Annotated in this window: 14 protein-coding genes; 7 read left to right on the top strand and 7 right to left on the bottom strand. The window is 72.0% G+C overall.

The window, feature by feature from the left end; all coding sequences use genetic code 11:
- Positions 1-240: 240 nt before the first annotated feature.
- The 4 genes from F9C41_RS34115 to F9C41_RS34100 all read left to right on the top strand — a co-directional run bounded on the left by F9C41_RS34115 (position 241) and on the right by F9C41_RS34100 (position 3539).
- Complete coding sequence (locus tag F9C41_RS34115) at positions 241-1476, top strand: lipocalin-like domain-containing protein (RefSeq protein ID WP_155390973.1); 1236 nt, start codon at positions 241-243, stop codon at positions 1474-1476.
- A gap of 124 nt (positions 1477-1600) precedes the next feature.
- Positions 1601-2176 carry a TetR/AcrR family transcriptional regulator gene (locus tag F9C41_RS34110; RefSeq protein WP_155390972.1) on the top strand — a complete coding sequence of 192 codons (576 nt, stop codon included), beginning with the start codon at positions 1601-1603 and terminating at the stop codon, positions 2174-2176.
- 14 nt (positions 2177-2190) lie between these two features.
- A complete protein-coding gene (locus F9C41_RS34105; protein WP_230690217.1) occupies positions 2191-2859 on the top strand; it encodes a lysophospholipid acyltransferase family protein in 669 nt (222 codons plus the stop codon).
- 158 nt (positions 2860-3017) lie between these two features.
- Complete coding sequence (locus F9C41_RS34100) at positions 3018-3539, top strand: hypothetical protein (RefSeq protein WP_230690216.1); 522 nt, start codon at positions 3018-3020, stop codon at positions 3537-3539.
- Positions 3540-3548: 9 nt separating this feature from the next.
- Here the strand turns inward: F9C41_RS34100 and F9C41_RS34095 are convergent, their stop codons facing one another.
- From F9C41_RS34095 to F9C41_RS41645, 4 genes are all read right to left on the bottom strand, one after another.
- On the bottom strand, positions 3549-4445 hold the full coding sequence (locus F9C41_RS34095) for a hypothetical protein (RefSeq protein ID WP_155390971.1): 897 nt from the start codon (positions 4443-4445) through the stop codon (positions 3549-3551).
- A gap of 206 nt (positions 4446-4651) precedes the next feature.
- On the bottom strand, positions 4652-4882 hold the full coding sequence (locus tag F9C41_RS34090) for a hypothetical protein (protein ID WP_155390970.1): 231 nt from the start codon (positions 4880-4882) through the stop codon (positions 4652-4654).
- Positions 4879-5472, bottom strand: a complete 594-nt coding sequence (locus tag F9C41_RS34085) for a hypothetical protein (RefSeq protein WP_155390969.1) — start codon at positions 5470-5472, stop codon at positions 4879-4881. The genes F9C41_RS34090 and F9C41_RS34085 overlap by 4 nt, the downstream gene beginning before the upstream one ends.
- A 176-nt stretch (positions 5473-5648) precedes the next feature.
- Positions 5649-9110, bottom strand: coding sequence for a lamin tail domain-containing protein (locus tag F9C41_RS41645; RefSeq protein WP_230690215.1), 3462 nt, complete (start codon positions 9108-9110; stop codon positions 5649-5651).
- A 235-nt stretch (positions 9111-9345) separates the two neighbouring features.
- Between F9C41_RS41645 and F9C41_RS34065 the strand changes: the two genes are divergently transcribed.
- From F9C41_RS34065 to F9C41_RS34055, 3 genes are all read left to right on the top strand, one after another.
- The gene (locus F9C41_RS34065; protein WP_155390968.1) at positions 9346-9819 is read left to right on the top strand and encodes a hypothetical protein; all 474 of its coding nucleotides are present in this window, start codon (positions 9346-9348) and stop codon (positions 9817-9819) included.
- 13 nt (positions 9820-9832) lie between these two features.
- Positions 9833-10288 (top strand): hypothetical protein, encoded by a 456-nt coding sequence (locus F9C41_RS34060; RefSeq protein ID WP_155390967.1) that lies wholly within the window; start codon positions 9833-9835, stop codon positions 10286-10288.
- A 128-nt stretch (positions 10289-10416) separates the two neighbouring features.
- Positions 10417-11286, top strand: a complete 870-nt coding sequence (locus F9C41_RS34055) for an AraC family transcriptional regulator (RefSeq protein ID WP_155390966.1) — start codon at positions 10417-10419, stop codon at positions 11284-11286.
- A 58-nt stretch (positions 11287-11344) separates the two neighbouring features.
- Here the strand turns inward: F9C41_RS34055 and F9C41_RS34050 are convergent, their stop codons facing one another.
- From F9C41_RS34050 to F9C41_RS34040, 3 genes are all read right to left on the bottom strand, one after another.
- A complete protein-coding gene (locus tag F9C41_RS34050; RefSeq protein WP_155390965.1) occupies positions 11345-11779 on the bottom strand; it encodes a DNA-binding protein in 435 nt (144 codons plus the stop codon).
- A gap of 110 nt (positions 11780-11889) precedes the next feature.
- A complete protein-coding gene (locus tag F9C41_RS34045; protein WP_155390964.1) occupies positions 11890-12672 on the bottom strand; it encodes a hypothetical protein in 783 nt (260 codons plus the stop codon).
- Positions 12672-13190, bottom strand: coding sequence for a SigE family RNA polymerase sigma factor (locus F9C41_RS34040; RefSeq protein WP_155390963.1), 519 nt, complete (start codon positions 13188-13190; stop codon positions 12672-12674). The genes F9C41_RS34045 and F9C41_RS34040 overlap by 1 nt, the downstream gene beginning before the upstream one ends.
- Positions 13191-13244 lie beyond the last annotated feature (54 nt).

The raw sequence follows: 13244 nt of genomic DNA, 5'->3' as shown, positions 1-13244 counted from the left end.
GCACATGTGCGTATCTTGAGCACGCATTCGCCCATGTGCCCGGCAAGTCGAGTGATCTAGGTGCGGCCCGCGCCCTGCTCGACCGCATCGCGGGCCGCTTCGGGTGCGGCGTGGCGGGCGGGACGAGGTTGGCGATCTCGCCTCCACGCAGGGCGAACGAGCGCTACATTACGCAAACCAGGGCAATAGGGTGTTCCACCTGAAAGGCCGGCGCTGCGGCGTGATGGGACGGCGAGCAAGATGAGTGAGGTTCCCGGAAGGTTCTCCCGCCGCACGGCGCTGCGGGCACTGGCAGCAGGTTCGTTCGTCGCCCTGCCCGGCCTGGCCGCGTGCAGCCGGTCCGCGCCCACCGCCCCGCCCGCCGACGGCCCCACGCTCAACCGCTACGGCACCAGCCCGAACGACTACGCGCGCCTCAACCTCAAGCCTGACACGTTCTACGCCTGGGAGGACGGCTTCCGCACGGCCGCCGCCAACGAGGACCCTCGGGTGTACGAGTGGTGGCACACCGAACTGACCGGCGACGACGGCATCGTGGTCTCGTTCACGCTGAAGACCCGGCCCGGCGACGGGCTGACCGCCGAGTCCGACCGGCGGCCCGCGGTGAACCTGCTGATCACCACCCCGTGGGGCAACGAGTTCAGCGTGTTCCAGACATACGACTGGCGCGAGTTCGCCAGTGCCACGGACCGCTGCAACGTCAAGGTGGGCCCGTTCACGCTCACCGGCGACCTGAAGAACTACCAGCTGCGCGGCACCGCCAACGACATCACCCTCAACCTGAACCTGACCAGCACCGCCGCGCCGTTCCGGCCGGGCACGGGCTACGTGTACCTGGGCGGGCCCGACCAGTACCAGGCCTGGTTCGCCGCCGTCCCGTCGGGCAAGGCCGAGGGCCACATCGTCTTCTACAACGAGAAGCGCGATTTCATCGGCACCGGCTACCACGACCACACGTGGGGCAACCTGCCGCTGCCGCAGTTCGTCGACCGGTGGCGCACCGGCATGGGCGTGGCCGACCGCTACTCGGTGATCGCCCGGGACATCCACCTGCGCGGCAAGTACGACTCGACGGACCTGACCGTGCTGCTCATCGACGACATCGAGGCGGGCAAGCGCCTGGTGGCGGCGTACAACGACGAGACGCTGAACGCCACCGAGATGCAGACCGGCGAGGACGACGAATTCGCCGAGGTGCAGTGGAACTACACCGGCGACAACTCCGCGATCGTCACCATGTCGGCGACCGAGCGCATGGTGCCCGGACGCCCGTACGTCAACGGGACCGGCTCGATCCTGCCCGCCTCCCGCGGTGAGGCCCCGCGCAAGCGCTGGTACATCCGCAACGAGGCCGAGATCGCGCTCAGCCTGGGCACGATGGGCCCTGGCTACCGGGTCACCGGCAAGGGCACCCTCGACAACGCCCAGTTCGAGCTGCTGTCGGGACAGCCGACCCCGAAGCCCAAGCCCTCCTGAGCGACGGGCTGGGTCGCCACCCGGTTGACCGCCACCTCGGCCATGCTGCCCGGCGCACGTGGAACTTGCGGTGCGGCCAGGGCGGTAAGTAGACACTGTCTACCCACTCTGGTAGACAGTGTCTATGCCGGATCAGGACACCACCCTGCGCGCCCGCCTGATCGAGGTGGGCGTGGACCTGCTCACCCGCGAAGGTCCCGGATCCCTCACGCTGCGCGAGATCGCCCGGCGGGCCGGGGTGTCGCACGGCGCGCCACGCCGCTACTTCCCCAGCCACCTGTCCCTGCTGTCCGCCATCGCCCAGGTCGGCTACCAGGACCTCGGCGGGCGCATCGCCGGGCTGCGCGACGAGGCCGACCCGCGCGCCGGGCTGCTCGCGCTGGGCCGCGGCTACCTCGACTTCGCCCGCACCCAGCGCGGCATGTTCGAGCTGATGTTCCGCCACGAGCTACTGCGCGGCAACCAGATCGGCCTGCGCGACGCCAGCCGTCAGCTGTTCGGCGTGCTCGTCGACCTGGTCACCCGCGCCCGGCACGGGGTCACCGCCCCCGATCCTGTCGTCGTCGCCGGGGCGCTGTGGGCCAACCTGCACGGCATCGCCCAGCTCTGGCTCTGGGGCAGCCTGCAGATGACCGTGCAGACCGACGACGTCGACCCGCTGTTGCGCGCCGCGCTGGACGCCCACCTGGGCCCGGCTTGATCACCGGAGGACACGTGTCGATCCAGTCCATCACCCGGATGCTGCTCACCCCGCTGTCACGGGTGGCGTTCCGGCCGATCGTCGAAGGCCGCGAGCACATCCCGCTGGACGGACCGCTCATCCTGGCCGCGAACCATCTGTCGTTCCTGGACAGCTTCATCATCCCGCTGATGACACCCCGGCCGGTCGCGTTCATGGCCAAGGCGGAGTACTTCACCGGCACCGGCCTGCGGGGCCGGCTGGTCCGTGACCTGATGACCGGCCTCGAAGCGATCCCGGTGCAGCGCGGCGGCCACCGGGCCGCCCAGGAGTCCCTGGAACTGGCACTCGGCGTGCTCGAACGCGGCGGCGCGTTCGGCATCCACCCCGAGGGCAGCCGGTCGCGCGACGGCCGCCTCTATCGCGGCCGCACCGGCGTGGCCTGGCTCGCCCTGGCCTCCGGCGCGCCGGTCGTGCCGGTGGCGGTGCTCGGCACCGACCGCATCCAGCCCGTCGGCGCGAAACTCCCCCGCCCCGGCCGCGTAACCATCCGCTTCGGCACCCCCCTGCGCTTCACCCAGCAGCCCGGCATCAGCGTTGCCCGAGCCCGCCGCCAGGCCACCGACGACATCATGTGCGCCATCCAGACCCTCTCCGGCCAACCCCCCGCCGACACCTTCAACGACCTCTCCGCGACGGCCTGACCCCGACCGCCGCCGTTGCTTGATCACTGCTTGGTGCCATGATCTGCGGTCCGACCACACCTTCGACACGAGACAGCGATCTTCGCCTGGTCGCGGACCGGGGGGCGACGCGGAAACCGGGTCGCGTGGGCGGAGTCGGGCAGGGCATGCTCGGCGGTGTGGTGGTGATTCAGCGGATCAGGGTGCGGTGGTCGACGGACGCGCGCAGGGCGGGCGACGCCGACCTGCGGCGCGGGTTGTCCGATGCGCGCCGCCTGCCCGAGTCGCTGCCCGACGCGCCGGTTGTCGTGCACGACGTGCTCGCCGACCACGCGGACGGGTACCGGATCACCGAGCAGGTCCGGTCCGGCGGCGACGCCGCAACTTCGACATCGCTGCAGTTCAGCGTGACTGACCACGGCGTGACGGTGCACGCTTGCGCCCGTGGGGCGGTCTACCCGCTGCAGGATCGGCCGACCCGGCTGTTCACCCTGGCCCCTGGCAAGGTCGGGCTGTACCGGGCGAACTTCCGGTTCCGTGGACAGTGTTGCTGCTCGGCGTCGTGGTGGTACGAGGACTGGACGGTACGCGTCGCGAACGCCCCCGGCCGGCCCGAGCTGTTCCTGCACCGGGCACCGCAGCACGTGACCGACCGCCGGGTGCAGCTCTACGGCGGCCGTGCCCGCCTCAGCGCCGCCTGACCACGCGGCTCAGCCTTCCTCACACCAGAGGATCGCGCCAGGGCACCCCTTGTACGAGTGGGCGATGAACTTGCGCGCATTGGTGTCGACGACGGCCGCGGTGCGGAACGGCCGGCCGTGGTCGTCGATGACCAGCGTGTCGCTGCGCCCGGCGCTCGTCCACCGCAGGCGCAGCCGCCAGCTGCAGTCACAGCGACCGGGCTCGGCGGTGATGGTGAAGATCTCCGGGTCGGACGCGGAGACACTGAACGGGAAAGCCACCGCCGGGATCGCGTTGCCCGCCAGGTCCACGCCCGCCTCGGGAACCGGCCGCGGGTTGGCGGCGTCCAGGCCCACCCTGAACAACCGCGGCGATTCACCGGCCCCGCATCCGGCATCGGGATAGAACAGTGTGGCCGCCTCGATCGGCGGCCCTTTCGGTTCGACGACCTCCACGGTCAGGTCCTGCAGCACCACGGTCTTGTCGCCGGTCCCCTGCACCGTGAGCAGCAGGAGCCCCTCGGAGGGGACCGCGTCGACCCGCTGCATCCATTCGGCGACCTCGTCGTCGGCGGGCCGCACCCGCGAGTCCGGGTCGACGACGCGGTGCGGGCTGGACAGCTCACCCGGAGCGGCGTTCACCACGTACGGATCGCAGAAGTTCCCGCGGTACAGCACGTCCACGCTGAACGGCAGGTCGTCGGCGGCGGCCGAGGTCGGCGTGCCGCCTCCGGGGGTGTCCCCACCCGGGGTGAGGTACGCGAGCGCGACACCGCTGATCACCGACACGACCACGGCCGAGGCGACGCCGCCGAGCCAGTTACGCAGCACCCGGTGCCGCCGCCACCAGCCCATGGGCGGGCGCACGACCGGACTCGGCGGCCCCGGCACGGGACGCCGTTCGTAGGGATCGATCGGCAGCGTCACGGCGCTCCCCTGTCCGGTGTGGAGGCAGTACCGGACGATGACCCTACTGAGGGTCAGGGGTCGGTCGCAGCGCCGCCATGGCCAGAGTTGCCCGGCCGATCGACCAACTCCGACCGGGTGACGGCCTGAGCGGCGTGACCCATCGGGGCCACGCCGCTCGTGCCGTACGCCGGTCAGCTCAGTGCCGTGTCCCTGGCGGACAGGCCCTACGGAACCGGCGGGGACGTGAACGGGTTCGGCGGCAGCTCGGGTCGCGGCGGCCGCTGCATGTCGCTGTCGACGATCGCCACCTCGATGCGGGCCTGCCCCTGACCGACCAGCCAGCCGAGGTAACCGGCCACCACGTACGCGGCAGCGAGCAGTGCCGCCACCGCCGCCAGCTGAACGGCCAGTCTCCAGCCGCGCTGCCACTCCCACCATGCCGAGATCGTCTTCACAGCTGCGAGAGCACCTCCTGCCCGATCGCGACGAGCACCTGCCGCCGGGCCTCGGGTGCGACGGTTGCCTCCGGGGCGTACTCGATCCACACCAGGTAGGAGCCGTGACGGATCTGCAGGAGCTGATCGTCTACCAGCAGGGCGTCGTCACCGAGCCGCACCTGACGCAACTCGCCGATCCACCCGCGCCGCAGCTCCAGGATCTCCCACGGACTGTCGCCGCCGGCCCGGCCCACCCGTGTCACGCCGATCCACAACTCCCCGGAGGCTCCCCGCACGGTGCAGGTCGCGCCCAGGAAGCCGGACTCGGTGCGCTCGCTGCCATCCCTGGCCGGGTCGCGATCGGGCAGGGCAACGTCCAGCAGTTCCGGGCGCAGCATGGGGCAGACGGCCTTCGGGCCGGGCTCCGGGGTGTAGGTCACGTGCAGCGCCGTCCAGCCGCCCTGCCCCAGCAGGACGGCGCCGAGCAGCAGGAACAGATATCTGCGACCGTTGCGGCGACGGCGGGCGACGGCTCCCGGGTGCTCGGCGAACGGATCGTCGTCGAGCACGGGGACCGCCGGTGCGAGGGGCCCCAGACCGAGATTCACGCGGGCCAAGGTAGCAGCCCGCCACCCCTACCCTGCACCGCTGGCCGTGCAGCTCGGAGGGTGCGCGGACGCAGCTGCGCCCACACTGCCGGAACAGCGTGGGCGCAGTCTCGAGGCGAGTGATGGGAAGGGCACCTTCCACAACGCATAGCGATGTGAAGGTGCCCTTCCTTCGCTCAGACGCCGAACGTCTCGCAGCGGGTGCCGGAGTTGACGTTGTTGCCGCGTCCGGCGTGGGCGGTGTCCGTGCCCGCGCCGCAGTCGACGACGTCGTTGCCGCTGCCCGTGATGACGGTGTCGTCGCCCGCGGCGGTGTTGACGGTGTTGTTGCCGTCGCCCGCCTCGACCCGGTCGTTGCCACCGGTGGTGGTGACGACGTCGTTGCCGGAGCCGGTGCGTACGAGGTCGTCGCCCTCACCCGTGTTGACCACGTTGTTGCCGTTGCCGGCGTCGACCCGGTCGTCGCCGCCCGTGGTGGTGACGACGTCATTGCCCGCGCCGGTGACGACGCAGTCGCCGCCGCCGTTGCCGGTCACGACGTCGTTGCCGCCCTTGCCGAGGATGAGGTCCGCACCCGTGGTCCCGGCGATCGTCTCGTTGCGGGTGGAGCCGATGAGCACGTTCTGCACAGCGGCGCAGAAGTCCTGCGGCACACCTGCCGCGCCGACCGTGACACCGCCGCTCGACCGGATGCCGAGCAGGCTCGCCAGCGTGTCCTTGACGGTCGCCTCGGGGTAGCTGGCCCAGCCGCCCGCGGTGACGGTGACCGTGACCGCGCTGCCCTGCACGGTGACCGTGGCGACCGCGGGCACGCCGGTGAGGACCGTGACGGAGCCGGTGCCACCGAGCTCGTACACACCCTCGCCGAGGGTGATCACGGCGGCGCCGCCGTCGAGCTGGACCCGGGCCGGGGCGGTGCCCGCGCCGACAGTCACCAGTACGCCACCTGCGGTGTCGGCGATCGACACGGCCCGCGCAGCCCGGTCGATGATCCGGCCGGAGGTGCCGTCGTCGTCGGAGAACGTCTCGTTGGCCGGGTCGGCGGGCAGCGGGTCGGCGTCGTCGGCGATGCCGTCGTCGTCGGCGTCGAGGTCGGTGCAGGGCAGCGTGCCGCCGCGCAGCGCGTGACCGGCGTCGTTGCTGTCGTCGGACCAGTACACCGGCTTGCGTCCGGCGACACATGCCGACTGCGGGGCGATGGCGAAGCCCTCGTTGTTGAAGTTGGGCATACCGGCGGGGCGCTCGTACACCGCGCCGACCGCGAAGCGGCCCGACGCGTCGACGCCAAGGGTCGCGGTGCGGCCCTGGCAGGTGTCGTCGCAGACCGCCCACAGGTGGCCGGTCTCCGGCTCGAACACCAGGTCCATCACCGCCGGGAAGCCACTGGCGAAGGCCGCGACCCGCGTGTACGCGCTGCTGCCCTGGTCCAGGGCGTACGCGTACACCTGGCCGTTGGCCTCCAGGCCCACCAGGAACAGACCGTCACCGTGGCCCGGGTAGGCGGCCGGGTCGTAGGCCGCGCCGGTGCGCTCGTCGGCGAACCCGTGCGCGGTGAGGTAGGAGTCCGGGATCCAGGTGATGCCCTCGATACCGCTGTTCGCGGCCACCGCGGGCAGGTCTGCCGTGAGATCCCACGCCATCGTGGCGTTGAGGGCCGTCCCGGCGGCGGCCGGGTCGAACCGGACGATGCGCGGGCGGCTGACGCCGCTGTCGGCGTTGTCGCGCTCGGTCGACACGAACACGCCGCCGGACGGCCCGGCCGCGGTCAGTGTGACGCCCTCGGCGTCGAGGTCGCCGGTGCCGTCGGCGTAGTGCAGCGCCTTGCCCGCGGCCCAGCCGCCGGCCGGATCCGGAGTCCAGGCCGCGCCGTCACGCACCAGGCGGTAGAGCGTGCCCGGCCCGTTCTTGACCGCCCACAGCACACCCGAGTTCTGGTACGCCAACCCGCTCATGTTGCCGCCGAACAGGTTCGCCGCGTCGGCCGCGGCCACCTCGGCCCCGCCCGGCCACACGGCCGCGGGAACCTGCCCCGGGCAGGCGTTGCGCGCACCCTTGCTCGGCGCGGTCGTCGCCGCGAAGTCACCGGTGCCGTCCGGGCAGCGCCCGTACGTGTTCGCCGCGTGCGCGGTCCAGCTGTAGGTGTCGACGAGCGTCGTCCCGTCGGCCTGGAACAGCCGCGCCGAGTCCGCGCCGCCCAGCCCGAACGCCGTCTCGACATCGAGTGCCAGGAACGCGCCCGAGGCCACGGTCGTGCCGGCCGGGACCGCGTACACGTGGGTGTCGTCGTTGTCCTTCACGATCCAGTCCGACACGTCGACCGTGCTCGCGCCGTTGTTGACGATCTCCACCCAGTCGCCGGGCGTGCCGCCGTTGGACTCGACCTCGTTGATCCGCACCGGCGCGCCGCAGTCGTTGGCCGCGCCGCGCGTCGAGGACGTGGTCGTGACGAACGCCCCGGTCCCGTTCGGGCACCGCCCGTATGTGGTGGCCGCGTGCGCGGTCCAGCTGTAGGTGTCGACCAGCGTGGTGCCGTCGGCGAGGTACAGGCGCGCCGAGTCGGCGCTGCCCAGCCCGAACGCGGGCTCGGTGTCCAGGGCCAGGAACGCGCCCGGGGCGAGGGTGCTGCCCGCCGCGACGGTGACCAGGTGGGTGTCGTCGTTGTCCCGGAAGACCCAGCCGGACACGTCCACCGCCGTCGCGCCGGTGTTCACCAGCTCCACCCAGTCGCCCGGGGTGCCGCCGTTGGACTCGACCTCGTTGACCCGCACCGCGGCCGCGGCGCTCCCGCAGTCGTTGGCCGCGGCCCGCGTCGCGGCGTTGGTCGCGACGAACGCGCCACTGCCGTCGGGGCAGCGCCCGTACGTCGTGGCGGCGTGCGCGGTCCAGCTGTAGGTGTCGACCAGGGTCGTCCCGTCGGCCTGGAACAGCCGCGCCGAGTCCGCGCCACCGAGGCCGAAGGACACCTCGACGTCGACGGCGACGAACGCGTGACCGGCGATGACGGTGCCGGCCGGGATCGCGTACACATGCGTGTCGTCGTTGTCCTTCACCACCCAGCCGGAGACGTCCACGGCCGCGGAACCGGTGTTGACCAGCTCCATCCAGTCACCGGGCGAGCCGCCGTTCGACTCCACCTCGTTGATCTTCACGACGGCCGCGTTCGGGGCCGTGCAGTCGTTGGCCGCGCCCCGCGTCGAGGACGTCGTGGTCACGAACGCCCCGCTGCCGTCCGGGCACCGGCCGTAGGTCGTGCTCGCGTGGCTCGTCCAGGAATGGGTGTCGACCAGTGTCGACCCGTCGGCCGCGAACAGCCTGGCCGAGTCCGCCGCGCCGAGGCCGAACGCCGGATCGACGTCGAGGGCCAGGTAGGCGCCCGCCGCGAGCACCGTGCCCGCGGGCACGATGAAGGCGTGCGTGTCGTCATTGTCCTTGACGGTCCAGCCGGACACGTCGACGTCTGCGGAACCGGTGTTGACCAGCTCCACCCAGTCTCCGGGCGAGCCGCCGTTGGACTCGATCTCGTTGATCCGCACCGTCGCCGGCTCCTGCGCCGACACCGGCGAGCCGGGGATCAGGAGGGCGGCGGCGCAGAGCGCGGCCAGCACCAGCCGCGTTCTTGTTTGCCGAGGTGTACGCACGATGGGTCCTTGTCGCGGGAGGCGGTCAGGGGACGCGGAGCGGGGCTCCTGGCCGCAGCCTCCGGCACACCGGCGACCGGCAGTTGAACACGCGGCGAACACCAGCAGCGGCCACCCGAGGACTGACCCTCCGGTTGATGCTCGGCCACGTTCAGCTGATCGTCCGCGATGCACTTGTGGATTCGTGGGTCATACTCGTAAGTGCCGGGCTCGAATCGAGGGACAGGAGCCTGCCGTGACCGTCGCCGCCGACCGCGAGAAGATAGCCGCCCTGCTCTCCTCCGTCGAGGAGCTGGAGGACATCGCCCGCACCCTCGACGACGAGCGCCGGGCGCGACTGCTGCGCGTCGCCCGGCAGTGGCTGGCCACCTGCGAACCCATCCGGCCGGTGATCGCGGCCGAGCTGCTCGACCTCAGCGAACCGACGATCCGGGAATGGGCCCGCACGGGCATCTTCGTGATCGTGCAGGTCAACGGGCAGCCCCGGCTCGAACCTCGCCGCTTCCACGAGGTCTGGCACCTGGTCCGGGAACTGCGCCAGGCCGGGCAGACCCGTGGGCTGCTCGACGCCGTCTGGCGCTACCTGGAGGACACCGCGCTGCTGGAACGCGACGACGTCCGGGAAAGCCTTGCCCAGATGCGGCGCGGCGAAGGCAAAGCCATCGACACCGGCGAGCTGCTCGCGCGTACGCGGCAGAGCGGTTCCTAGGTAGGCTGCCGACGTGCCCGTCGCCCTCGACTGGACCCCCCGCGCCGAGCAGCAGTTCGACGGCCTGCGCAGCCGCCAGCAGCAGCAGGTCGCCCAGTTCCTGCGCCACCTCGAAGCCGAGGGTTGCGCGGCTCTCGGCTACCGCCTCACCGGCGGGGCCCCGCTCGACCGGCTGTGCGTGAAGCACGTCGGCGACCTGCGCATCGTCGTCGCGTTCCGGTCCGGCAGCCGCGCCTGCGTGGTCCTGGTCGGACGCCACGACGAGGTCGACCCGGGCCTCGACGTGTACTCGGCGCTGTATGAACTGGCCGGGGTCAAGCCGCCGACGGATCCGCGCACCAAGCCGCCGTGCTGCGACGACGGAGGCCTGCCGCCGGAGATCGGCGCGGCCGTCGACGAGCTCGCCGACCGGGCGGTCCGGATCCGCCGGACCCGGCGCGGCGAGGGCCGCGAGTCGCCCCGCGGTTAGGTTCGGTCTCGCGGACCGGGCCGGCCCGCCGCGGCGACACCGTGCCCATCCGCATGATCGGATCGGTCCGCCACGATCGGGCGCGGCCGGGGGTCCCTCGGCCAGGCTTGACGTCGAAGGGAGGCCACATGATCTCGGCACTCAACCGGCTCGTCGACGTCGTCGAGCAGCACCTCACCGAGGAGATCGACCTCGGCGGGCTGGCCGCGTCGCTCGGCACCACCGAGTACCACCTGCGCCGGATGTTCTCGTCGCTGTCGGGCATGCCGCTGTCGGAGTACGTACGCCGCCGCCGCATGACCGTCGCCGCCGCAGACGTGGTCCGCGGCGAGGACGACCTGCTGAGCATCGCGGTCCGGCACGGCTACGGCTCGACCGAGGCGTTCGGCCGGGCGTTTCGGGCCGTGCACGGGGTCAGCCCCGGCGACGTCCGCCGCGACGGAGGCCCCCTTCGCACACAACCGCAGGTCAGGTTCCGCCTGACCGTCGAAGGGAGCATCCCCATGGACACCCGCATCGTCGACCGCCCCGCGTTCCGCCTCATCGGGCACGCGGCTCGGGTGCCGCTGATCCACCACGGCGTCAACCCGCACATCCAGCAGCACATCGCCGCCCTGCCGGTGGCGGAGCACAGTCGGCTCAAGGCCCTGAGCGCCGCCGAGCCGGCCGGCCTGCTGCAGGTCACCGACGGCATCGACCCCGACGCCGTCGAAGGCACCGAGTTGACCTACCTGCACGGAGTCGCGGTGGCCGCGGACACCCCGGCCCCCGGCGACCTCGACGCCATCGAGGTGCCGGCCGGGCGCTGGGCGGTCTTCAGCACCTCCGGACCGTACCCCCAGGCGCTCCAGACGACCTGGGCCGCGACGGCGACCGAGTGGTTCCCGTCCAACCCGTGGCGGCTGCGGCCGGGTCCGTCGATCGTCGCGATCCTCGACCGCGCCGCCGATTTCAGCACCGCGACCTGCGAGCTGTGGCTGCCCGTCGAGGCGGCGTGACCGACGCCGCGACCTGAGAGGACGGCCCGGTGGGCGGCACGGCAGGGCGCCCGCCGGGCTAGTCCACCGGACGGGCGCGGTCGGTCAGGCGCTCGTAGCGCTGCCGGGCGGCCTGCGGGGTGCCGAGGCCGAGGCCGAAGGCGATCGCCTGCCAGGTCAGGCCGCGGGCACGGGCCAGCTCGAGCAGACCGATCTCCAGGGCGTCGAGGTCGGCGCGTACGCGGGGAAGCAGGGTGAGTGCGGCGGTCAGGTCGGCCTCGTCAAGTGGAGCCTCGTCCGGCTCGGGCAGCGCGGAGCCTGCCGCGAGCGACACCGCCAGGCAGACCGCCTCGTACGGGTCGAGCACCGCCGCGTTGCGCCAGCGGTCACGCTGTCCGCCCGTCGCGGCGTGCCGCTCGGCGATCCGGGTGAGCGCGGCGAAGTCACGCATTGCGCGGGCACGCCCGGCATCCGGCGGAACGAACAGGTCATCGGTCTCGTGCACGTCAGCCATGCCCGCCAGTCAACCTTTACAACGTCTCGTTGTCAACTTTCCGTGTTGAACGAGTCGTTCAACTACTTGATGTGGCGGGCCGACGGCTACCGTCGGCCCGCCACACGACATCAGACGGGCCAGCGCGGGCGGGTAGCCATAACGTCGAGCTGCGCGAGGGTCAGCACCGGTACTTTGCGCGTGGGCGTGTTGCCCTTCGGCTTCACGGCGTTGTACGCGGTGACGGCGACCCGCACCCCGTCCGGCCGCAGGATGTCGACCGTCCGCTGGACGATCCGGTCATGCCCCGTGGTCTCGGGACCCTCGGTGACCACGATCCAGGTTCCGTCATCCAGCACCTTCTCGGTGCACGTGGTGCCCCGCTGAGCCCAGTCACTGCGGCCCTGGCAGGTGAAGATCTCGCGCATGTCCCCTCCCCCGGGCTTGCCGCCCTGCCCGAAGGCCGGCTGAACGTTCGCCATCACCTTCGTCCTGCCGAGCCGGTCGGTGATCACCACCTCGGCGTACCCGTTCTGGGATACCGGCTGGGAGACGGCCGAACCGGCAGGTAGTAGCGCTTTCAGCGCCGCGAGGACCTTGGCGGCGGCGGGTTCGCCCGTCGGGCACGGGCAACCGCCCGCCGTCGACGGCGAGGGGGACGGGCTCGCCGACGCGAGCGCGACCTGCGGCACCGGCACGGCCGGCTGGGCGCCGTCGGTCCGGCCCAGGCCGAGCACGCTCACGGCGCCCGCGAGCAGTCCGAGCGTGGCGACCCCGGCGGCGACCGTCACCAGCCGCTGCCGGGTCCGGATGCGCCTGGCCGTGGTGAACACCGTGGCCGGGCCGTCGGTGATCGGCGGTTCGTCGGTCTCGATCGCGGTGCGGAGCGCCTCGCGCATGTCGTCGAGCTGCATCACTCGATACCTCCAAGATTGAGCATCAGTTCCTGCGGGGCATCCGCCAGCACGTCACGCAGCGCGGCCAGCCCCTTGGCGCACTGGCTCTTCACGGTGCCCTCGGTCACGCCCAGCGTTTCGGCGGTCTCCTCGACGCTGCGGTCCTCCCAGTAGCGAAGGACGATCGTGGCGCGCTGGCGGGGCGGCAGAGTGCGCAGCGCGGCGAGGACGGTGAGCGCCTCCGCCCGGTCGCCCGGCGGGGCGGGCCGGTCGGCCAGCTCGTCCGACAGCCGTTCGCGGCGTCGCGAGCCGCGCTGGCTGTCGTCGAGATACACCCGCAGCAGCACGCGGCGGGAGTAGGCGTCCAGGCTGTCGATCCGCCGCCGTCGCGCCGCCACGACCATCCGGGCCAGGGCGGTCTGGACCAGGTCCTCGGCCCGGTGCCAGTCACCGCACAGCAGGTACGCGGTGCGGCGCAGGTGCAGGTAGCGGGCTTCGACGAACGTGTGCAGGTCGGCTTCGACATCAGGTTTCATCGGCAAGACCCCTCGTTGGCTGCCTCTGTCACCGGTCCTAGACCGATGCGGCGG

It is taken from the genome of Catellatospora paridis, from assembly GCF_009720365.1.
Taxonomy (GTDB): Bacteria; Actinomycetota; Actinomycetes; order Mycobacteriales; family Micromonosporaceae; genus Catellatospora; species Catellatospora paridis.
The sequence above is the reverse complement of the archived record's forward strand: the minus strand, read 5'-3'. Positions and strand labels throughout refer to the sequence as shown.